The sequence below is a fragment of the Sphingopyxis sp. BE235 genome, from assembly GCF_031457175.1.
Classification (GTDB): domain Bacteria; phylum Pseudomonadota; class Alphaproteobacteria; order Sphingomonadales; family Sphingomonadaceae; genus Sphingopyxis.
On record NZ_JAVDWC010000006.1, the window covers coordinates 92,170 to 112,194 of the forward strand.

Here is a 20,025-nt window from a genome sequence, read left to right on the forward strand (position 1 = left end):
CCCATCAAATATCAATTTGCTTTCGGATTGCGGTGCCCTCAAGATGACGCCCGAGGGACCCGCTCGTATCGCTTGGAGCAGCTATGCCTTTGAGCCACGAAATAGAGCGACTGCGCGCCGAGCATACGGCGCTGATCGCGCTGGCGCGGATCGTGACCGAACTGACCAATACTCCCGGCCCGCCGCAGCTGACCGAGCTGGCGGCAGCGCGCGGACGGCTTCGCGAGATGCTGGTGCGCCACCTGAAATGCGAGGACTGGATCCTCTATCCGCGCCTGCGGGCGACCGGCGACCCCGACCTGATGCGCATCACGAACGAATTCGAATTGGAAATGGGCGATCTGGCGGCAGAATATGTCGCCTATGACGACAAATGGGACCCCAAAAGGGTCGAGGCCAAATGGGCGGAATTCGGCCGAGAGACGGCAGCGATCTTCGACGTGCTGGCGATGCGGGTCGAACGCGAGGAACGCGAGCTCTATCCGCTTGCCGACAAGCTTTATGTCGCGGCCGCGGCGCTCGGCCCGGCGATCACGGACGAAGCGACAATTTCCAGCTGAGCGCGACGCGCCAGTCCTGATCATAGCCGGGCACCGGCTGGTTCCAGGCATCGGCGAGTTCGAGGCCGATCGTCGCATTTTCCGAATAGGAAAGACGCACGCCGCCGCCCCAGCTGCCGAGCCGGAAATTGGTTCTGGGGATCGCGGTGCGCGCGAGCAGGGTGACGTCGGCATAATCGACGAAGCTGTAGATTTCGCTCTTCGCCAGCTTGCCGCCGCGCAGCGGGCGCAGCGCGAGTTCGCCGAAGGTGGCATAGCCGCGGTCGCCATTGACCAGCCCGTCGTCGAACGCGCGGCCGAAAGTCGCGCCGCCGACGCTGAAGCGCTGCGCCGCGGGCAGGCGGTCGCGCGTCCAGCGCCCCGTTGCGGCGGCGCGGACGACGAGCGCTTTGCCGATCGCCTGATTCGCCTCGATGCTGGCGTCGGCATAGAGGAAGCCGGCCTCGCCGACGCCGGGATCGACGCGCGCGCCCGCGAAATCGAGACCCTTGGCACCGCCGAGGCGCGCGCCGACGACGGTGCGCTCTTCGCTGAGGCGAAAGGCGAGGCTGCCGCTCGCCGTCCAGGTCTTCTCGGCGGCGATCGTCGAGCCGAACAGCGCGTTTTTCGAATCGAGATAGTCGATCCGTGCCGCGGCGACCAAATTGCGGCGCGTCGCGCGGATCAGCGGATGGGTAACCCCCAGCCCCGCGCTCCACGCCTCGCCGTCGATCGCGAGCCCCTTGGGGCGCGTGCGGAGCGCCGCGGCCGATAGTTCGGCGCGCGTACCGCCGGCGCCGATCGGGGTCGAATGGCTCGCTGCCATATAGAGCAAGGATTTGAGATTGACCGCCGCGGCGCCGGTGAGCCGCGTTTCGTCGCCGCTGCGCAGCAGGCTGGTGCCGCGTGCGTTCGCCTCGACGATGCCGTCGTTCACGAACTGGCTGGTGCGCGTCGTGAAGCCGAGGCCAATCGTCGGTTTCTTCGCGTCGATTGCGAGGTCGAGCGCGACCGCGCCCTGCTCGCCGCCGAGCGCGAGCGACGGGGTGACGGTAAGGCCCGGAATGTCGGCGATATTGCCGAGCGCGCGCTCGAAGCGCGCGCGCGGCAGCGGGCGCTGGCCGGTGAGGTTCCGGGCCATCCTGCCGACGAGCGGCGCGGGGCCGCTCTCGCGCTCGCCGCTCAGCGTCACCGAGCCGATATAGCCCTCGGCCGAGGCGACGGTGACGACGCCGCCCGACAGATCCTGCTCGGGGATGACGAGCGTGAAGAGCGCGACACTCGAGCGATTATAGGCGCGCGTCATCGCCGCGGCGAGCTTCGCGAGATTGTCCGCCGATGCGCGCTTGCCGACGAAGAGCTGCGCGGCGCGGCCGACATTCGCTGGCACCCCCGCACCAAGGAAGCGAATTTCGCGGATGGTGATGTCGGGCCGCGCGCCGAGTTCGACCTTGCCGAGCGTGAGCGGTTTGGCCTCGGGATCGGGAAGCGGGTCGCGGCTGCGGTCGGGCGCGAGGGGCGGGCGGCCGTCGAGCGGCGTCGCCGCGGGCTGGGCCGCGAGCGCCGCGGCGGGGAGGAGCCAGGCTCCCGCCACCGCCGCGGCGCAGGCGTTGCGCAATGGGCGCATAGGGTGCGGCTTCAGTTGCCGCGCTTCGGTTTCAGACCGCCGAGGACGCCCCCGACGGTACCGGTGACCCCGGTGACGAGGCCGGTGACGGGATCGACCGCCGTGCCGCCGTCCGTCGCGCCGCCGCCCACTTGTCCGAGCGCGCCGGTCGCCGTGGCGACGACGTTGCTGACCAGCGTGACGGGCGATCCGACGGGGCTGCCGCCGGGCGTGCTGCCCGTCAGGCCGCCGGTGGCGCCGCCGAGCAGATTGCCGCCGGTTCCGGGCTGGAGCGTGACGAGCTGGCCGCCCGAACCGACGCCGACGGTCAGCAGGCTGCCGTTCTGCTGGCCGGGCGAGAGGATGCTCGCGCCGATCAGCGGCGAGGCGGTGGGGCTGCCGATCGCGGTGGCCTTGCCGATCGTCGCGGTGATCAGCTGGCCGGGGGCGGCGGCGAGGCCGTCGACCAGATATTGCTGGCCATTGCCGGTCTGGACGAGCGCGACCCCGGTGCTTTTGACGACGCCGACGACGGTGCCGACGAGGTTGCTGTTGCCCGGTACCTTGCCGTCGACCGCGCTGGCGAGCAGCAGTCCCTTGTCGGCGATGACATTGACGAGCCCGCCCGTCTTGACGAGCACGCCGCCGATCACCGGATTGGTGCTGGCGGGATCGCCGGTGTTGGCGAGCAGGCCCGTACCCGCGACGCCGCCGGGGCCGACGAGACCGCCAACCGCGAGCGCCCCCGCGCTGCCAAGGCCGAGGCCGCTACCCGCCGGGCCCGCGGGACCGGTCGCGCCGGTTGCCCCGGCCGGACCGGGCGCGCCCGCCGGGCCGACGGTGCCGGTTGCCCCGCCGCTGCCGACGCTGCCGACGCGGTAACTGCCCGACGATTCGCAGGCCGCGAGCGCGAAGCACGCCGGGATGAGAATGAGATGGGCCGGGCGGAGTTCAAGACGGAAGAAAGGCATGAGATATCCCCTTCGTACATGATCTGGTCCCTGGACCCCATATTCCCAAACGAACTCCAAAGTTCCCTTTGTTGTTGAAATTAATTGTTATTAACCGAACATATAAACTAGTAAATTAGGAAATACTGCGCGTTTCCTTGCAACGAGTGGCAAGGTGTTAACTAGAATTTTTCTGTAGTTCGTTCTTCAAGCTAACTTGGCGTCGTCAATATCTGATCCATCTAGGCACATGATTTTCGCAAATTGATTTATGTAAAAAGTTCCCGTCGCAAGGTCGGCGCGATTGCCGCTTATCCTTCTTCTTTCCGTCATCGCGTTGTCACGCCTTCGCCGCAGCGCAGCAATATCGCCCGCCTATGCCCCCGCGACCCCGGCGCCATTTCGCGACCGGGAAAAGGGGATCCATCGATGACCACTCAGTTCAGGAGCCGCCTGCGCGCCGGGGCCGCCTCGATCGCTGCGCTCGCCGTGCTGGCCGCGACGCCGGCCTTTGCCGAAGACGCCGCGGCCGAAGCGGCCGATAGCGCCGATGTCGAAGAGATCGTCGTGCTCGGGCAGGGGCAGGCGCGTCAGGTGCAGGAACTGGGCGCCGCCGACATCGCGCTCGAAGTGTCGGGGATCAGCCCGCTCAAGGCCATCGACAAGCTGCCCGGGGTCAATTTCCAGGCCGCCGACCCGTTCGGCGCCTATGAATGGTCGGCACGCATCTCGATCCGCGGTTTCAGCCAGAACCAGCTCGGCTTCACGCTCGACGGCGTCCCGCTCGGCGACATGAATTACGGCAACCACAACGGCCTGCACATCAGCCGCGCGATCATCAGCGAGAATGTCGGCCGCGTCGAAGTCGCGCAGGGCGCGGGCTCGCTCGCGGCGGCGTCGACGAGCAACCTTGGCGGCACGATCGAATTTTTCTCGCGCGAACCGGCCGAAGAACTCGGCGTCGACGTGTCGGGCACCTATGGCAGCGACGAGACCAAGCGTATCTTCGCGCGCATCGACAGCGGCGAGATCGCGCCCGGTGGCCCGCGCCTGTCGCTGAGCTATGCTTGGGCTGATGCCGACAAGTGGAAGGGCAATGGCGTCCAGCGCCAGGACCAGGTCAATGCGCGCATCGTCCAGCCCGTCGGCGAGGGCCAGTTCTTCGGCTTCGTCAACTATTCGAACCGCCGCGAGAACGACTATCAGGACCTCTCCGCCGACATGATCGGCCGCCTCGGTTATCAGTGGGACAATTTTGCCAAGGATTGGGACACGGCGGTCCAGGTCGCCAAAATCTATCAGAATCAGGTCGCGCGCGCGGCCTATAACGCCGGCGTCGCCAATGGCAGCCTGCCGCTCGGAACGCCCTATGTCGCGCCCTATGCCGGGGCCGGCGAGGCATTCCCGGCGCCGGTCGCGACGGTTGACGACGCCTATTATGACGCTTCAGGACTGCGCAAGGACTGGCTGGCCGGCGTCGGCGTCGAGGCGCCGCTCGGCGAATACTGGACGCTGAAGGCGATGGGCTATTACCATGGCAACAAGGGCCGCGGGCTGTGGTTCACGCCCTATGTCACGACCCCCGGCGGCGCGCCGATGACGATCCGCACCACCGAATATGACATCGAACGCTATGGCATCGTTACCTCCAGCCTGTTCGAGGTCGGCGCCAACAAGTTCGAAATCGGCATGTGGTACGAGGACAACGCCTTCAATCAGGCGCGGCGTTTCTATGGCCTTGCCAATACGACCGGCGCGCCGAGCCGCGGCAGCCTGAAATTCCCGAAGGACCCGCTCGCGACGCAGTGGGAGTTCGATTTCAACACCCAGACGCTGCAATATCATGTCCAGGACACGCTCGACCTCGGCAGCTTCCAGATCAATGCGGGCTGGAAGGGGCTGCGCGTCACCAACCTTGCGACGCCGATCGTGCGCGGCGGGCTCGCGTCGGGGAAGACCGAGGCGAAGGACTGGTTCCTGCCGCAGGCGGGGCTGCTCTATCGCCTCAACGACGATAACGAGCTGTTCGCGAGCTACACCGAAAATATCCGCGCCTTCGAATCGTCGGCGACCGGCGGTCCCTTCGCCACGACGCAGGCGGGTTTCGACGCGCTCGACCTCAAACCCGAAACCTCGACCACCTACGAACTCGGTTTCCGCACCAAATCGCCCCGCTTTCAGGGCGTGATCGCGGGCTATTATGTCGACTTCAAGGATCGCATCATCGCGTTCGCCAACGGGTCGGGCATTCAGGGTAATCCGGCGATCCTGAGCAACGTCGGCGACGTCCGTTCGTGGGGCGTCGAGGCGGCGGGCACGTTCCGCGTCACCCCCGAACTCTCGCTCTTCGCTTCCTATGCGTATAACGACTCCGAATATCAGGACGATGTCGTCAATGCGGCGGGCGGGGTGGTCGCGGCGACCGCGGGCAAGACGGTGGTCAATTCGCCGAGGCATCTCGCCAAGGGCGAAATCACCTGGGACAATGGCGATTTCTTCGCGCGCGTCGGCGCCAACTACACGTCGAAGCGCTATTATTCCTACGAGAATGACGCCGAAGTCGGCGGGTTCGTGATCGTCGACGCCAGCATCGGCTATCGCCTCAACGACCGCATCTCGATCCAGGCCAATGCGACGAACCTGTTCGACAAGGAATATGTGTCGACGATCGGCACCAACGGCTTCGCCAACCGCGGTGATAGTCAGACCTTGCTGACGGGCGCGCCGCAGCAGTTCTTTGTGACGTTGAAGGCCGGGTTCTAGACCCGACGTCGCTTCTCAACGATTGACGATGATGGCGCGGTCCAGCTAGGGCCGCGCCATCATTTTTTGGGAAATATAGTCATGACCGATACGCCCCCCGACCGCATGTCGACCAATCCGCGCTCGCCCCATTTCGACATGGAAGTGCTGCAGCGCGGCATCGGAATCCGCTTCAAGGGCAAGGAGCGCACCGACGTTGAGGAATATTCGATCTCCGAAGGCTGGATCCGTGTCGCTGCGGGCAAGTCGAAGGACCGCTTTGGCCAGGCGATGACGATCAAGCTGTCGGGCGAGGTCGAAGCCTGGTTCGAAGACACCGCCGCCAGCGGCGAAGGCGACGAAGCCTAAACACGCAGCGTTACAGCGCATAAAGAAAAGCCCCGGAGCGATCCGGGGCTTTCTTTGTGCGCGATGCGCTTGCCGAATGTCGTTCGGGCTTACTGGCCGAGCGAGGCGGCGACGAATTCGAGGCCGTTGCCGGGTTTCCAGTCGTTCTGGGCCCAGACGGGCGCCTTGAAGCTGGGAGCCTTGTTCGGTGCGCCCGCTTCGCCGTTGGCGTAGATGAAGCCCTGCACCGGATTGGCGCGCAGGCCGAGGTCGCCGATCGGCGCGTACCACACGCGAACCATGCTCCAGTCGCCATCCGAGCTGACGTCGACAACGCGGACGTTGCGTTCGATCTGGCCGCGGCGGCCGTTGATCGGCGACCAGTTGGCATGGTCGATCAGGATTTCACGGTCGCTGACGATCTTCTTGACGACGGCAACATGGCCGAGCGGCATGCCGCCGGTGCCGGCGAAGGCCATCACGGCGCCCTGGCGGGGCTCTTCGCCGCGCTGATAGGTGCCGGCGGCCTGCGCCCACCAGGTCTTGGCGTTGCCGCGGATTTCGACGCCCGATTCGGCGCGGGCAAAGGGGACGCACTGCAGATAGTCGCGTGCCGCGGCGGGCGCGCTGACGAGCAGGCCGGTGATCATCATCACAGACGCCATGGCGGCTGCCAGGTAACGACGAATGAACATGGAAAGCGACCCCCCGATGGCTTGTCTTCAAGCGTTGGAGCGTCTTTGCCACGGTGCGCGCGGACCACCACCCGTCTAGCGACGAGTCGCGCCATCGCTGCGGTGGATGGGGGAACCTTTTGTTAAGCTGTTCAATTCGTCGTGCGGGCATTTCGGTTTATCGACCAAATCGAATCCGTCGTCCCCGCGTAGGCGGGGGCCGTCATCGGCCTTGATCCGATGTTGCGGTCTAAAACTACATCGGCCCCCGCCTGCGCGGGGGCGACGATTTGGGTTTGTCAGGCGGCGACGGTCGCCACATCGTCGGGGGCGCGGAACAGCGTCAGCACGTCGCTCGCGGGCATCGGGCGCCCGTAATAATAGCCTTGGATATTGCTGCAGCCGAAGCCGCGGAGCGTTTCGACCTCGAGCTCGGTTTCTGCTCCCTCGGCGGTCGTCGACATGCCGAGGCTATCGGCGAGCGCGACGACGGCGCGGATGATCGCGATCGATTCGATGCTGCCCTTCGCCGCCCCGACGACGAAGCTGCGGTCGACCTTGATCGTCGAGAATTGCGTCTTGCGCAGGTAACCGAGCGACGAATAACCGGTACCGAAATCGTCGAGCGACAGGCGGATGCCGAGCCCGATGAGCTGGTCGAGCAGCTGCGCCGCGCCGCCGCCGTCGCGCAGGAAGACGCTTTCGGTGACTTCGATTTCGAGCCGCTGCGGCGAAAGCCCGCTTTGCGCGAGCGCCGAGACGACGACCGAGGCGAAGCTCGGGTCGGTGAGCTGGTCGGCCGAGACGTTGACCGCGACCTTCAGGTTCGACGGCCATTTCATCGCTTCGCGGCACGCGGTGCGCAGCACCCATTCGCCGATCGGCGAGATCAGCCGCGCATCCTCGGCGAGCGGGATGAAGCGGCCCGGCGACACATTGCCGAGCTTCTGGTTGTGCCAGCGGATCAGCGCCTCGAAGCCGTTCAATGTGCCGTCGGCGGCGGTCACTACCGGCTGGTAATAAAGCTCGAATTCGCCGCGTTCGAGCGCGCCGCGCAACTCCTGCTCCATCACGCGCCGTTCCTCGGCCTGCGCGTGCAACGATGCGACATAGGCGGCGACGACATTGCCGCCCTTGTCCTTGGACTTGTAGAGCGCAAGGTCGGCGTTGCGGGTCAGCGTTTCGACCGTCGCGCCATCGGTCGGCCCGATCGCGAAGCCGACGCTGGCGCCGACGAACAGCTGGTGATTGTCGACCACATAGGGACGGCTGATCGTCGTGATGATCCGCTGCGCGAGATCCTCGGCGCTGTCGGCCGAGGCGACATTGTGGAGCACGACGGCGAATTCGTCGCCGCCGAGCCGGCCGCAGGTCATCCCGCGCTCCATCAGGCCCTTCAGCCGTGCCGCGACCTGCGCGAGCAATTTGTCGCCGACGGGGTGGCCCAGCGTATCGTTGACCGCCTTGAACCGGTCGAGGTCGATCATCAGCAGCGCGCAGCGCGACTTGGCCTCGAGCGCATGCGCCAGCGCGCGCGCCAGGTCTTCGTTGAGGCTCAGGCGATTGGGCAGGCCGGTCAGATTGTCGAAGCGCGCCATCTTGGCGATCTGTTCGGCGGTCGCGCGCTTTTCGGTGACGTCCGATCCGACGCCGCGGAAGCCGAGGAACTTGCCGGCTTCGTCGAGGCGCGGCGACGCGGACAATTCCCACCAGCGCGGCATGCCGCCGATCGTGACCGGCACGATCAGATTCGAAAAGCTCTCGCGCCGTTTCATCCGTTCGGCCATGTCGTGGAGGCTTTTGGGGAACAGGCCGGTTTCCCAGGCATCGCCCGAAAGCGCCTGCAACAGTGGGATGTTCTCGAGCGTCTCCGCGGTGCCGCCGAGCGCATAGGCGAGGCGCGGCGAGACATGAACGAGGCGGCGGCTGTTGTCGGTCTGCCACAGCCAGTCGGCCGAGGTTTCCTCGAATTCGCGCAGCAGCAAACTCACCGTTTCGGTCTTTTCGTGCAGCGTCTCTTCGGCGCGGCGAAAGCGGATATGGCTTTGCGCAAAACGGACGCAGAAGGCGCAAAGGAGCAGCCCGGCGGCGATCGCCACGCCGGCCAGCTGGGGGGCGCCGGCGCGCACCAGCGCGGCGGCCGCCGACAGGGTGACGGGCCCGATAAACAGCACGCAGGCCAGCGGGACGCTGTGCGCGACGATCGAGAGCGTGACCATCATCAGCACCGCGATCGTCCACATCGAAAGGACATGGTCGAGCGCCGGCGTCAGCCCCTGCAACCAGAAGGGCGACCCCCAAAGAACCGCCGAATAGAGCGCGTGCCGCACGCACAGCCGATATTCGGCCACCCCAGACAGCTTGGGGTCGCCGAGCGGGAGGTTGCGGAATTTGCTGTACGACCAGAGGCCGAAGACCAACGCGCCGCCCAGCCAGCCGGCGGCGACCGGCAACGGCACGCTGAGGATCATGGTGAAAGCCGCAACGAGCGCCATGCCCATGCCCATCACGAGGCGCAGCGATCCGCGGCCGCGAAGCGGCGCAAGCTGGAGCTGGCGGAGGTTGCCGATGTCCTGATCGCGCGGCCCCAGCCCCAAAAGGGTCCGCGCAGGAATGACTTCGGCAGCAATCGGATCGGTCAGCAGGCTTTTCACGCCCGCAGGTTTAGCGCGCGGGTATTACCCGAAGGTAACCAAGCGCGCGCCAAAGCACGGTTTTCTGTCCCTTGTCGGGACAGGAAAAACGTGGCCGTTCAGCGGGTTGATCAGGCCGCCATCGCGAAAGGCTGGATTTCCCCGGCCAGATATTGCGCGCGCGCCTTCGAGCGGCTGAGCTTGCCCGAACTCGTGCGCGGCAGCGTGCGCGGCGGGATCAGTTCGATCAGGCAGTTCATGCCCGTGATCGCGCGGACGCGATCGCGAATCGTCTCGCGCAGCGCGAGGCGCTCAGCCTCGTCGCTGGTGCGGCACTGGACGAGCACCGCGGGGGTTTCCTCGCCGCCGGGCGCGGTGATCGCAAAGGCGGCGATGTCGCCCGATTTGAAGCCCGGCAATTGTTCGACCGCCCACTCGATATCCTGCGGCCAGTGATTCTTGCCGTTGATGATGATCATGTCCTTGGCGCGGCCGACAATATAGATGTAACCGTCTGACAAATAACCCATATCGCCGGTGTCGAGCCAGCCGTCCTTCATGCAGGCGGCGGTCGATTCGGGATCGCGGAAATAGCCGGTCATCAGCGACGGGCCGGTGCACCACACTTTGCCGACGGTCTGGTCGGGCAGCGGGTTCCCCGCTTCGTCGCGGACCTCGATCACCATGTCGCGCGCGGCGCGGCCGCAGTTGACGATCGCGCGGTAACGCGTCGGCCGGCCCGAATCATTCGCGGCGCCCGACAGCTCGGTTTCCTCGACCAGTTCGACGACGATGCCTTCGCCCGGCGGCATGATGCTGACCGCGAGCGTCGCTTCGGCAAGGCCGTAGCTCGGCAGGAAGGCACTCGCCTTGAAACCCGCGTCGGCAAAGGCATCGACGAAGCTTTGCATCACGTCGGGCCGGATCATGTCGGCGCCATTGCCCGCGACGCGCCAGCGCGATAGGTCGAAGCGGTCGGCGACGTGCGTCTGGCTCGACACGCGGCGCGCGCAGATGTCGTAACCGAAGGTCGGCGAATAGCTGAGCGTCGTGCCTTCGTTGCGGCTGATCAGATCGAGCCAGGCGAGCGGGCGGCGGGCGAAATCCTCGGTCTTGAGATAATCGACCGAGACCTGGTTCGCGACGGGCGAGAGCAGGCAGCCGACGAGGCCCATGTCGTGATACCAGGGCAGCCACGAGATACAGCGGTCGCTGTCGCGCACTTCCATGCCGTGGCTGTGCGCGGCGAGGTTGTTGAGCAACGCGGCATGGGTGACGGCGACGCCGTGCGGGAAGCGCGTCGAGCCGCTGCTGTATTGCAGATAGCAGGTCTCGTCCGACTTCTGCTCGGGAAGCGCGGCCACCGGTGCCGGACTCTGTTCGAACGCGCTCCAGTCGACGGGCTTCACGCCTTCTTTCTCGGCGGCTTCGACCGCCATCGCGGCGATTTCGGGCGGGAAGAAGAGCATCGTGGGATCGCAGCTGGAAAGCTGCACGACGAGCTGGCCGACATAGCTGTCGCGCCCGCCGAAGCTGGTCGGCAGTGGCAGCGGCACCGGCCAGGCGCCGGCGTAGATCGTGCCGAAGAACAGCGCGGCGAATTCGGGGCCGGTTTCGGCGATCAGCGCGATTCGGTCGCCGGGCTTCACCCCCGCGGCGATCAGCCGATAGGCGGCCCGAAGCGCGTCGGCCTTGAGCTCGCTGTACGGATAGGGGCGCACGAGCTTTCCGCGCGGATCGTGGAAATTGAGCCCGCGCGTACCGTTCGCGGCATAATCGAGCGCCTCGCCGATGGTGGCGAAGTCCGAAAAGCGGCGCGGTTGCGCACAGAGCGTCGGGGTCGACGTCAGCGCGTCGGCCTGCGTTTCGATGATCTGAGTCATAGGGGGTGCGACATCCCGTGAAACGGGCCGCGCGGCAACAAGCATGTCATCTTTTGAAGCCATAGTACCGTGCGCGAGCCCTGTGTTGTTAGAACAATCGCCCATTTCCGGGCGTTATGGCCCGATATGGCGGTGTTGATCGTTCTCAATCAGGCCCGACTGTGGCACAAACATGGCATATGCCCAAGCATCGCGCTCACTCCGACCGATCGAAAAGGCCGCTTGGCGCCGCGAAGCTTGACGAACTGGCGCTCGCCTATGTCGCGCGATTCGCGACGAGCCGGGCAAAACTGACACGCTATTTGTCGCGAAAAGTCCGCGAATCCGAATGGATAGACAATGTCGACGCCATGACGGCGTGCGAGGCGGTGGCCGACCGGATGGAGCGTTTGCACTATCTCGACGACCGGCAATATGCCGTAATGCGTGCGGGCGCGATGACGCGGCGCGGGCTCGGCGTGCGGCGGGTCAAGGCGCAGCTGTACGTCGACGGAATCGCGGAGGAAGACAGCGGCGAGGCGATCGAGACGGCGGAGGGCGCCGCGGTGGCCGCGGCGGTCGGATTCGCGCGGCGCCGGCGGTTCGGGCCCTTTGCCGTACGCGCGAGCGACGATCCGAAGCAGCGCGAACGGCAAATCGCCGCCTTTTTGCGCGCGGGGCACAGCATGACGATCGCGCGCCGCATCCTCGCCGTTCCCCCGGGGGACGAGGCGGCGCTGGCGGTGCTGGACGATGAAGCGATGCTCGATTAGGTCCGGCGACATCACGGGATAAGGATTTGCCGATGCGCGCCATTTTTACCGCCCTTGCCCTGTCGCTCGCGCTGCCGATGGCGGCGTGCAGTAGCGATGCAAGCGAGGAAGCGAGCGTTGCGACGATCCCGGTGACGATCGCCGCGGCGGGCAAGGCACATGTCTTCAACGTCGAGGTTGCGCGCACCGACGAGGAACAGGATCGCGGGCTGATGTTCCGCACCAGCCTGCCCGAGGGCGGCGGCATGATCTTCCCGTTCAAGAAGCCGCGAATCGGCAGCTTCTGGATGAAGAACACGCTGATTCCGCTCGATATGATCTTCATCCGCGCCGACGGCAGCATCGATCGCATCGCCGAAAATACGATCCCCGAATCGCTCGAACCGGTGGTCAGCGGCGGCGAGGTTTCGGCGGTGCTCGAACTCGCGGGCGGTACGGCGGCGAAGCTTGGCATCGACGAGACCGCCAAGATCACGTGGAAAGATGGAAAATAGCGCCCGTCCGCGTGGTTTGCGGCTTGCAGACCGCGCCGCCTTGCCTGTAAACGCCACGCCATGAGCATCTTGGGCAAGATTTTCACCTGGTGGGACGGTGCGACCGTCGGCACGTTGCTGAACAGCTGGAGCACCGGCACGAAGGTGGGCGAGGACAGCCTCGGCAACCGCTATTTCCGTGCGAAAAAGGGCGGCCGCCGCTGGGTGCTGTACAATGGATCGAACGACGCGAGCCGCGTGCCGCCCGAATGGCACGGCTGGCTGCACGGCACCTTCGACGAGCTGCCGACCGATGCCCTTCCCGCGCCGCGCGCATGGGAGAAGGAAGCGACCCCGAACCTGACCGGCAGCACGGGCGCCTATCGCCCCGCCGGCGCGCTCGAACGCGGCGGCCAGCGCGCCGCCGCGACGGGCGATTATGAGGCCTGGCGGCCCGGCGCCGAGTGAGCGCTGCGGTGCCCAGGCTGACCGCGACCGCCGGGCTGGCCATGCTCGCCGCGCTGTCGCTCGGCGCCTGCGACCGGAACCCGGCGACCAAGGCGGGCGGCAGCGACAAGGCGCCGCAGATCGCGAAATCCGAACGCGTGCCGCAGGAAGTCGGCGGCATCGAAGGCGCAACCCCGATGGCGGACCGCGTCGCCGTCGTCGGCCTGCTCAACAAGCGTAACGGGCTCGTCCGCGAGCTCGAAATGAAGCCCGGCGAAACGGCGCGCGTCGGCCGCGCGATCGTCCGGCTGCGCGCATGCGAGATGACCGCGCCGTGGGAGGATCCGCCCGAGACGGGCGCCTTCGTCCAGCTGACGGTGCAGGATCAGCGCGACGACAAATGGTATCGCGTCTTTTCGGGCTGGATTTTCCGCGAGCGGCCTGACCGCAACGTCATCCAGCACCCGATCTATGACGTCTTCGTCAAAAGCTGCGCAATGACATATCCGGGCGGCGAACCCGTCGCGCGTTCGGCACCGAAATCGGGCGCCGCCGCGGGGCCCAAGGCATCGAGGGCGCCCCAGTCGCCCGCGACGAACGGCGGCGAGGGGACGGCAACGCTCGTCGCGCCGCCGGTCGTTCCGGCTCCGGCGCCCAAGGCCGTCCCGTCGCCCCCCGCCAACACCGAATAGAGCCGCGCAAGATAGTCGGCCTGGCGGATTTCGATCGCGCCGAGGCTGGCGAGGTGCGGGGTGATGAATTGGCAATCGAGCAATTTCCAGCCGCCGGCGCGTAGCCGCGCGACGAGGTGCGCCAGCGCGACCTTCGACGCGTCGCGCGCGCGGCTGACCATCGATTCGCCGAAGAAAGCGCGGCCGAGCGTCACGCCGTAGAGCCCGCCCGCAAGCTCGCCGTCCAACCAGCATTCGACGCTGTGCGCATGGCCGAGCTGGAACAGGCGGTCGTAGCTCGCCCGGATCACCGGATTGATCCACGTCGTCGGCCGGTCGTCGGCGGGCGCGGCGCAGAGCGCGACCATGTCGGCAAAGGCGGTATCGGTCGTGACGCGAAAGCGGTCCGACACGATGATTTTTTTCAGGCTGTGCGAGAGGTGAAATCCCTCCAGCGGCAGGATCGCGCGCAGCCGCGGTTCGACCCAATGGACCGACGGGTCGTCCGCCCCGTCGGCCATCGGAAAAATGCCCTGCGCATAGGCGCTCAAAAGCAGCGCCGGGTCTATGGACTCGAAATGCTTCAGGACGCGGGCTTCACGAATTTCAGCGTCATGCGATCCGATTCGCCGATCGCGACATATTTTGCGCGGTCGGTCTCGCCCTCGGTCAGGTTCGGGGGCAGCGTCCAGACGCCCTTGGGATAATCCTTGCTATCCTTGGGATTGGCGTTGATCTCGCTCTCGCCCGCCAGCTTGAAGCCCGCGGCTTCGGCAAAGGCGACGATCGAACTCTTCTTCATATAGCCCGACTTTTCCTCCTTCGCGCTGTCGTCATTTTCGTTGAGGCGGTGCTCGACGACGCCGAGCGTGCCGCCGGGTTTGAGCATCGCGAAAATCTGCCTGAACGCGTTCGCGGTGTTGTCGGTGCCGTCGAAGCGCCAGTTGTGGACGTTGCGGAAGGTCAGCACGACGTCGGCGCTGCCGTCGGGCACCTTCGGGTTCGTGCCCGCATGGGGGAATTCGGCGAGCTTTACCGCGCCATAGACCTCGGCATTCTCGGTCTGCTTGGTTTTCACGCGATTGAGGCCGCGTTCCCACGGCGCCGCGACATACAGCGTACCGCCGCCCGATTTGGTCAGCGGGGCGAGGATTTCGGTATACCAGCCGCCGCCGGGCCACAGCTCGACTACGGTGTCGCCGGGCTTGACGCCAAAGAAGGCGAGCGTTTCGGCGGGGTGGCGATATTTGTCGCGCGGCGTGTTCGTCGCGGTGCGCGTGGGCGCGGCGACGGCGGCGGCGATCGCGTCCTGTGCCTTGTGCGCGGCGTGGGCGTCATGCTGCATCGCGGTCGCGGGAACGGCGATCAGGGCGGCGGCACTTGCAAGCAATAATAGGGAACGCATATGGGGCACCTCTCTCCAGGGGAAGGCCCTGTTTGCGAAGGGATGCGCGGCAATGCAAGTGTCCATGCTGTCAGTGGGGATCGGCGCCGCGATCTTGTTCGGCGTGGCCGAGGTCGCGAGCTGGCGCCGCAACAACCGCCGCGACGTCGAACAGGTCGGTTTCATGCCCTGGCGCGGGATCGCGCTGGCGTCGGCCGCCGTCGCTTTATTCGCGACGGCGTTCTGGCTGGCCGGAAAATAACGTCGCCCCCGCGAAGGCGGGGGCCGCTGGAGTGTAGCGCAAGATCGATAGCGGCCCCCGCCTCAACGGGGGCGACGAATATTACAGGCACGCCTCGAGATAGGGCTGGTCGAAGCCGTATTGGCGGGCTTTTTCGAGCGTATAGGGGCGCAGGCCCATCGCGCGATATTCGCCGACGATCTTGCCGTCCTTGTCCTCGTCGAGATATTCGAACTTGAAGAGTTCCTGCGTGACGATGACGTCGCCTTCCATGCCGATCACCTCGGTGACGTTGGTGACGCGGCGCGAGCCGTCGCGCAGGCGCTTGATCTGGACGATCAGGTCGACCGAGTCGGCGATCTGCTTCGAGATCGCTTCCTTCGGGATCTTGATGTCGCCCATCAGCACCATATTCTCCATACGGCCGAGGCATTCGCGCGGGCTGTTGCTGTGGAGCGTACACATCGACCCGTCGTGACCCGTGTTCATCGCGGCGAGGAGGTCGAAGCATTCTGCGCCGCGGACTTCGCCCATGATGATGCGGTCGGGACGCATACGCAGCGCGTTCTTGACGAGGTCACCCATGTGGATCGCGCCATTGCCCTCGAGGTTCGCGGGGCGCGTTTCGAGCGGCAGCCAGTGCGGCTGTTGCAGGCGAAGTTCGGCGGCGTCCTCGATGGTCAGCACGCGTTCGCCGGGGTCGATCATCTTCGACAAAGCATTGAGCATCGTCGTCTTGCCCGAACCCGTACCGCCCGAGATAACGATGTTGAAGCGGCTCGCGCCCGCGATCTTCAGCGCGGTGCACATCTTCTGGCTCATCGCGCCCCATTGGCAGAGCATGTCGAGCGTGATCGGCTTGGCCGAGAATTTACGAATCGAGATCGCTGTACCGCGCAAGGAGAGCGGCGGGACGATGACGTTGACGCGGCTGCCGTCCTTGAGTCGGGCGTCGGCGAGCGGTGTGGTCTGGTCGACGCGGCGGCCGACGAGATTGCAGATGCGCTGCGCGATCTGGAACAGATGCTGTTCGTCGCGGAACTGGATCGGCGCGATGACCAGCTGGCCCTTGCGTTCGATATAGGTCTGGTACGGGCCGTTGACCATGATGTCCGAAATGTCGGGGTCGGCGAGCAATTCTTCGAGCGGGCCGAAGCCGAGCAGTTCGTCGACGAGCACCTTTTCGAGCGCGAACTGTTCGCGGCGGTTCAGGGTGATGCGGAGCTCAGCGAGCACTTCGAGGATGATCGGGCGGAATTCCTCGGTCAGCTCATCCTTGTTGAGCGTCGCCGCCGCCTCGGGATCGACGCGTTCGAGCAGGCGCGGCAGCACCTGTTCCTTGATCTTGTGGACGCTCGCTTCAAAGCCTTGCGCCTTTTCGGGCTCCATCGCCTCGGCGGTCGAGCGCTGGTTCAGCCGCTCCATCGCCTCTTCTTCGGGCGTCAGGTTCGACGGCATCTGCGGGATGTCGACCGGGGTGTCGATCGCGGGGAACTGGGTTCCGCCCGGCACGCCGGGACCAGTCTGCATCGGCTTGGCCACGCCAAAGGCGGGGCGGCCAGCGGTTCCGGGTCGGCGTCCGAATGCACTCATCGGTTTTTCCTGCTTCCATATCATCGGGAGCTTCGCTGCCAGCGCAGACGAACCCCCATCCGACACGGTGAATAAACCGGAAACTTTGACATTGTCCTAATGCGGCGGGGACAAGCGACGCGGGCATAAAAAAAGCCCGCATCCGTGACGGATGCGGGCTTTTGATCGCCGTGGACGGCGGAAGCGATCAGCTTGCGATATGCTCGGCCAGAACGGTGAGGCCCGCTTCGTTAACCTCGGCAAAGCCGCCTTCGACCTCGATCACCTCGGGCGCGGCGCCCGCGGTCGCATAGATGGTCAGCGGGCCGTTGCGCAGCGTCGCCATGAACGGCGCGTGGCCTTCGAGCACCGAGAAATCGCCCTCGGTCCCCGGCACGGTGACCATATGGACGTCGGCGGTCCGCTCGAGGCGGGCGGGGGTGACGAGTTCGAACTTCAGAGCCATGTCTTCAAATCTCCCCCCTCCCGCTTGCGGGAGGGGTCGGGGGAGGGTCTGTTTCGTAGCAGGTGAAGGTCTGTCCCCCGACAGGCCCTCCCCTAACCCCTCCCGCAAGCGGGAGGGGAACCGAATTACGCGTCTTCGGCGAGCTTCGCGGCCTTGGCGACCGCTTCGTCGATGCCGCCGACCATGTAGAAGGCCGCTTCGGGCAGATGGTCATATTCGCCGTCGACCACCGCCTTGAACGACTTCACCGTGTCTTCGATCGCCACGAACTTGCCGGGGATGTTGGTGAAGACTTCGGCGACGTGGAACGGCTGCGACAGGAAGCGCTGGATCTTGCGCGCGCGGGCGACGACCAGCTTATCTTCTTCCGAAAGCTCGTCCATGCCGAGAATCGCGATGATGTCCTGAAGCGACTTGTACTTCTGCAGCGTTTCCTGAACGCGGCGGGCGGTTTCATAATGCTCCTGGCCGACGATCGCGGCGGTCAGCACGCGGCTGGTCGAATCGAGCGGATCGACCGCCGGATAGATGCCGAGTTCCGAAATCGCGCGGTTGAGCGTCGTCGTCGCGTCCAGGTGGGCGAACGAGGTTGCCGGGGCAGGGTCGGTAAGGTCATCTGCGGGAACGTAGATGGCCTGCACCGAGGTGATCGAGCCCTTGTTCGTCGACGTGATGCGTTCCTGCAGCGCGCCCATGTCGGTCGACAGCGTCGGCTGGTAGCCCACGGCCGACGGAATACGGCCGAGCAGTGCCGACACTTCCGAACCCGCCTGCGTGAAGCGGAAGATGTTGTCGACGAAGAAGAGCACGTCCTGGCCTTCCTGGTCGCGGAAATATTCGGCGATCGTCAGGCCCGAGAGCGCGACGCGGGCACGGGCGCCCGGGGGTTCGTTCATCTGGCCGAACACCAGCGCAACCTTCGAGCCCTCGGGGGTCGGATTGCCGTCCTTGTCCTTGGCGATAACGCCGGCGTCGAGGAATTCGTGATACAGATCGTTGCCTTCGCGGGTGCGTTCACCGACGCCCGCGAACACCGACGTACCACCATGGCCCTTGGCGATGTTGTTGATCAGTTCCTGGATGAGCACCGTCTTGCCGACGCCCGCGCCGCCGAACAGGCCGATCTTGCCGCCCTTTGCGTAAGGCGCGATCAGGTCGATGACCTTGATGCCGGTGACGAGGATGCTGCTTTCGGTCGACTGGTCGACGAATTCGGGAGCCTTGGCGTGGATCGGCGCGCGGCTGACGGCGTTCACCGGGCCCTGTTCGTCGATCGGCTCGCCGATGACGTTGAGGATGCGGCCGAGCGTCTGCGGGCCGACGGGGACCGAGATCTGCGCGCCGGTGTCGGTGACGGGCTGGCCGCGGGTCAGGCCGTCGGTCGCGTCCATCGCGATGGTGCGGACGGTGTTCTCGCCGAGGTGCTGCGCGACTTCGAGGACAAGGCGGTTGCCGTTGTTGTCGGTTTCGAGCGCGTTCAGAATCGCGGGGAGCTGGCCGGTGAACTGGACGTCGACGACGGCGCCGATGACCTGTGCGATGCGGCCCGTGGCGGTTCCGGTGCTCGCGGCCTTGGGGGCGGCGGCCTTCTTCGGCGCAGCAGCCTTGGGCGCGGCGGCCTTCTTGGCGGGTGCCTTCTTTTCAGCGGGTGCGGTAGCCATGGTCTTCTTCCTTGGGTTGATCGATTAGAGCGCTTCGGCGCCCAGTTCTTCGCGGAGCTACAGCGCTTCCGCGCCAGCAATAATTTCGATGAGTTCGGTCGTGATCGCCGCCTGACGCGTGCGGTTGTAGATGATGGTCAGCTTGTTGATCAGGTCGCCCGCGTTGCGCGTCGCATTGTCCATCGCGGTCATCGACGCACCCTGTTCGGACGCGGCGTTTTCAAGGATGCCCTTGAAGATCTGGATCGTGATGTTGCGCGGCAGCAGGTCGGCGAGGATCGCTTCCTCGTCGGGCTCATATTCGACCGCGGCGCCGCTCGACGCCGGAACGTCGGCCGGAGCGGGAACGGGGATCAGCTGCTGGCCGGTCGCTTCCTGGAGGAGCGCGGAACGGAACTTCGAATAGAAGAGATGCGCGACGTCGAACACGCCGGCTTCGTACATCTCCATGACCTTCGCCGAGACTTCGTGCGCCTGGTCGAAGCCGATGTCGCGGATGCCGGTCGTCTCATACAGCTCGGTGATCTGCCCTGCGAACAGGCGTCCGATGACCGGACGGCCCTTGCGGCCGATCAGGTAGAAAAGGACTTTCTTGCCCTGCGCCTGCAGTTCGAGCGCCTTGTCGCGCGCCGCCTTGACGATGTTCGAGTTGAACGCGCCGGCGAGGCCGCGGTCGCTGTTGAGCACGACGAGCAGGTGCGTGTCGCTCTTGCCCGTACCCGCGAGCAGCTTCGGCGCGCTGTCCGACCCGCCGACCTTCGACGCCAGACTGGCGACGACGCCTTCGAGGCGCTCGGCGTAAGGACGCGCGGCTTCGGCAGCCGCCTGCGCCTTGCGCAGCTTGGCCGCCGCGACCATTTTCTTGGCCTTGGTGATCTTCTGGGTCGATTTGACCGAGTTGATCCGCCCTTTGAGTTCTTTCAGGTTTGCCATGAAGGCCCCTATATTTCGTCATCCCGGCCGGGGCCGGGACGACGTAAACC

Annotated in this window: 18 protein-coding genes and 1 pseudogene; 8 read left to right on the forward strand and 11 right to left on the reverse strand. The window is 65.7% G+C overall.

Annotation, left to right across the window (positions count from 1 at the left end):
* Window positions 1-89: 89 nt before the first annotated feature.
* Window positions 90-560 (forward strand): hemerythrin domain-containing protein, encoded by a 471-nt coding sequence (locus tag J2X38_RS20750; RefSeq protein ID WP_310257085.1) that lies wholly within the window; start codon window positions 90-92, stop codon window positions 558-560.
* Here the strand turns inward: J2X38_RS20750 and J2X38_RS20755 are convergent.
* Window positions 532-2,166, reverse strand: coding sequence for a ShlB/FhaC/HecB family hemolysin secretion/activation protein (locus J2X38_RS20755; RefSeq protein WP_310257088.1), 1,635 nt, complete (start codon window positions 2,164-2,166; stop codon window positions 532-534). The genes J2X38_RS20750 and J2X38_RS20755 overlap by 29 nt on opposite strands.
* Window positions 2,167-2,177: 11 nt before the next feature.
* Entirely contained in the window at window positions 2,178-3,116 is a 939-nt protein-coding gene (locus tag J2X38_RS20760) for a hypothetical protein (protein ID WP_310257091.1), read from the reverse strand.
* Window positions 3,117-3,524: 408 nt separating this feature from the next.
* Here J2X38_RS20760 and J2X38_RS20765 point away from each other — a divergent pair, with 408 nt between their 5' ends.
* A complete protein-coding gene (locus tag J2X38_RS20765) occupies window positions 3,525-5,858 on the forward strand; it encodes a TonB-dependent receptor domain-containing protein (protein WP_310257094.1) in 2,334 nt (777 codons plus the stop codon).
* 81 nt (window positions 5,859-5,939) lie between these two features.
* Window positions 5,940-6,206 (forward strand): DUF3297 family protein, encoded by a 267-nt coding sequence (locus J2X38_RS20770; protein WP_310257095.1) that lies wholly within the window; start codon window positions 5,940-5,942, stop codon window positions 6,204-6,206.
* A gap of 89 nt (window positions 6,207-6,295) precedes the next feature.
* On the opposite strand, the gene J2X38_RS20775 is transcribed toward J2X38_RS20770, so the two are convergent.
* From J2X38_RS20775 to J2X38_RS20785, 3 genes are all read right to left on the reverse strand, one after another.
* Window positions 6,296-6,838: a CHAP domain-containing protein gene (locus J2X38_RS20775; protein WP_310257097.1), complete on the reverse strand. Its 543-nt coding sequence runs from the start codon at window positions 6,836-6,838 to the stop codon at window positions 6,296-6,298.
* Between the two features lie 320 nt (window positions 6,839-7,158).
* A complete protein-coding gene (locus J2X38_RS20780; protein ID WP_058537697.1) occupies window positions 7,159-9,513 on the reverse strand; it encodes a bifunctional diguanylate cyclase/phosphodiesterase in 2,355 nt (784 codons plus the stop codon).
* Between the two features lie 110 nt (window positions 9,514-9,623).
* Window positions 9,624-11,375 (reverse strand): fatty acyl-AMP ligase, encoded by a 1,752-nt coding sequence (locus J2X38_RS20785; RefSeq protein ID WP_310257101.1) that lies wholly within the window; start codon window positions 11,373-11,375, stop codon window positions 9,624-9,626.
* A 179-nt stretch (window positions 11,376-11,554) separates the two neighbouring features.
* Here J2X38_RS20785 and J2X38_RS20790 point away from each other — a divergent pair, with 179 nt between their 5' ends.
* The 4 genes and pseudogenes from J2X38_RS20790 to J2X38_RS20805 all read left to right on the forward strand — a co-directional run.
* Window positions 11,555-12,127 (forward strand): RecX family transcriptional regulator, encoded by a 573-nt coding sequence (locus J2X38_RS20790; protein WP_310257104.1) that lies wholly within the window; start codon window positions 11,555-11,557, stop codon window positions 12,125-12,127.
* A gap of 32 nt (window positions 12,128-12,159) precedes the next feature.
* A complete protein-coding gene (locus tag J2X38_RS20795) occupies window positions 12,160-12,621 on the forward strand; it encodes a DUF192 domain-containing protein (RefSeq protein ID WP_058537700.1) in 462 nt (153 codons plus the stop codon).
* 60 nt (window positions 12,622-12,681) lie between these two features.
* Window positions 12,682-13,068 carry an NADH:ubiquinone oxidoreductase subunit NDUFA12 gene (locus tag J2X38_RS20800; RefSeq protein WP_037513557.1) on the forward strand — a complete coding sequence of 129 codons (387 nt, stop codon included), beginning with the start codon at window positions 12,682-12,684 and terminating at the stop codon, window positions 13,066-13,068.
* 242 nt (window positions 13,069-13,310) lie between these two features.
* Window positions 13,311-13,481, forward strand: a pseudogene (locus J2X38_RS20805) (DUF2155 domain-containing protein); the annotation flags it as partial.
* A gap of 35 nt (window positions 13,482-13,516) precedes the next feature.
* Here the strand turns inward: J2X38_RS20805 and aat are convergent.
* Entirely contained in the window at window positions 13,517-14,305 is a 789-nt protein-coding gene (gene aat, locus J2X38_RS20810) for a leucyl/phenylalanyl-tRNA--protein transferase (RefSeq protein ID WP_310257393.1), read from the reverse strand.
* Window positions 14,302-15,123, reverse strand: a complete 822-nt coding sequence (locus tag J2X38_RS20815; protein ID WP_310257110.1) for a methyltransferase domain-containing protein — start codon at window positions 15,121-15,123, stop codon at window positions 14,302-14,304. The genes aat and J2X38_RS20815 overlap by 4 nt, the downstream gene beginning before the upstream one ends.
* A 52-nt stretch (window positions 15,124-15,175) precedes the next feature.
* Between J2X38_RS20815 and J2X38_RS20820 the strand changes: the two genes are divergently transcribed.
* Window positions 15,176-15,364 (forward strand): hypothetical protein, encoded by a 189-nt coding sequence (locus J2X38_RS20820; protein WP_248454961.1) that lies wholly within the window; start codon window positions 15,176-15,178, stop codon window positions 15,362-15,364.
* An 81-nt stretch (window positions 15,365-15,445) separates the two neighbouring features.
* On the opposite strand, the gene J2X38_RS20825 is transcribed toward J2X38_RS20820, so the two are convergent.
* From J2X38_RS20825 to J2X38_RS20840, 4 genes are all read right to left on the reverse strand, one after another.
* Window positions 15,446-16,936 carry a CpaF family protein gene (locus J2X38_RS20825; protein WP_058537703.1) on the reverse strand — a complete coding sequence of 497 codons (1,491 nt, stop codon included), beginning with the start codon at window positions 16,934-16,936 and terminating at the stop codon, window positions 15,446-15,448.
* Window positions 16,937-17,123: 187 nt separating this feature from the next.
* Window positions 17,124-17,381 (reverse strand): ATP synthase F1 subunit epsilon, encoded by a 258-nt coding sequence (locus J2X38_RS20830; protein WP_037513563.1) that lies wholly within the window; start codon window positions 17,379-17,381, stop codon window positions 17,124-17,126.
* A gap of 125 nt (window positions 17,382-17,506) precedes the next feature.
* Window positions 17,507-19,042: a F0F1 ATP synthase subunit beta gene (gene atpD, locus J2X38_RS20835; RefSeq protein ID WP_310257116.1), complete on the reverse strand. Its 1,536-nt coding sequence runs from the start codon at window positions 19,040-19,042 to the stop codon at window positions 17,507-17,509.
* 57 nt (window positions 19,043-19,099) lie between these two features.
* Window positions 19,100-19,975 carry a F0F1 ATP synthase subunit gamma gene (locus tag J2X38_RS20840; protein WP_310257118.1) on the reverse strand — a complete coding sequence of 292 codons (876 nt, stop codon included), beginning with the start codon at window positions 19,973-19,975 and terminating at the stop codon, window positions 19,100-19,102.
* Between the last annotated feature and the right edge of the window lie 50 nt (window positions 19,976-20,025).

What these genes read in the sequence shown, in the direction of transcription:
- J2X38_RS20830 (WP_037513563.1), bottom strand. Translation starts at nt 17,381, where the DNA reads ATGGCTCTGAAGTTCGAACTCGTCACCCCCGCCCGCCTCGAGCGGACC.
- J2X38_RS20775 (WP_310257097.1), bottom strand. Translation starts at nt 6,838, where the DNA reads ATGATGATCACCGGCCTGCTCGTCAGCGCGCCCGCCGCGGCACGCGAC.
- J2X38_RS20790 (WP_310257104.1), top strand. Translation starts at nt 11,555, where the DNA reads ATGCCCAAGCATCGCGCTCACTCCGACCGATCGAAAAGGCCGCTTGGC.
- J2X38_RS20755 (WP_310257088.1), bottom strand. Translation starts at nt 2,166, where the DNA reads ATGCGCCCATTGCGCAACGCCTGCGCCGCGGCGGTGGCGGGAGCCTGG.
- J2X38_RS20795 (WP_058537700.1), top strand. Translation starts at nt 12,160, where the DNA reads ATGCGCGCCATTTTTACCGCCCTTGCCCTGTCGCTCGCGCTGCCGATG.
- J2X38_RS20760 (WP_310257091.1), bottom strand. Translation starts at nt 3,116, where the DNA reads ATGCCTTTCTTCCGTCTTGAACTCCGCCCGGCCCATCTCATTCTCATC.
- J2X38_RS20770 (WP_310257095.1), top strand. Translation starts at nt 5,940, where the DNA reads ATGACCGATACGCCCCCCGACCGCATGTCGACCAATCCGCGCTCGCCC.
- J2X38_RS20785 (WP_310257101.1), bottom strand. Translation starts at nt 11,375, where the DNA reads ATGACTCAGATCATCGAAACGCAGGCCGACGCGCTGACGTCGACCCCG.
- J2X38_RS20815 (WP_310257110.1), bottom strand. Translation starts at nt 15,123, where the DNA reads ATGCGTTCCCTATTATTGCTTGCAAGTGCCGCCGCCCTGATCGCCGTT.
- J2X38_RS20765 (WP_310257094.1), top strand. Translation starts at nt 3,525, where the DNA reads ATGACCACTCAGTTCAGGAGCCGCCTGCGCGCCGGGGCCGCCTCGATC.
- J2X38_RS20825 (WP_058537703.1), bottom strand. Translation starts at nt 16,936, where the DNA reads ATGAGTGCATTCGGACGCCGACCCGGAACCGCTGGCCGCCCCGCCTTT.
- J2X38_RS20820 (WP_248454961.1), top strand. Translation starts at nt 15,176, where the DNA reads ATGCAAGTGTCCATGCTGTCAGTGGGGATCGGCGCCGCGATCTTGTTC.
- J2X38_RS20800 (WP_037513557.1), top strand. Translation starts at nt 12,682, where the DNA reads ATGAGCATCTTGGGCAAGATTTTCACCTGGTGGGACGGTGCGACCGTC.
- J2X38_RS20840 (WP_310257118.1), bottom strand. Translation starts at nt 19,975, where the DNA reads ATGGCAAACCTGAAAGAACTCAAAGGGCGGATCAACTCGGTCAAATCG.
- atpD (WP_310257116.1), bottom strand. Translation starts at nt 19,042, where the DNA reads ATGGCTACCGCACCCGCTGAAAAGAAGGCACCCGCCAAGAAGGCCGCC.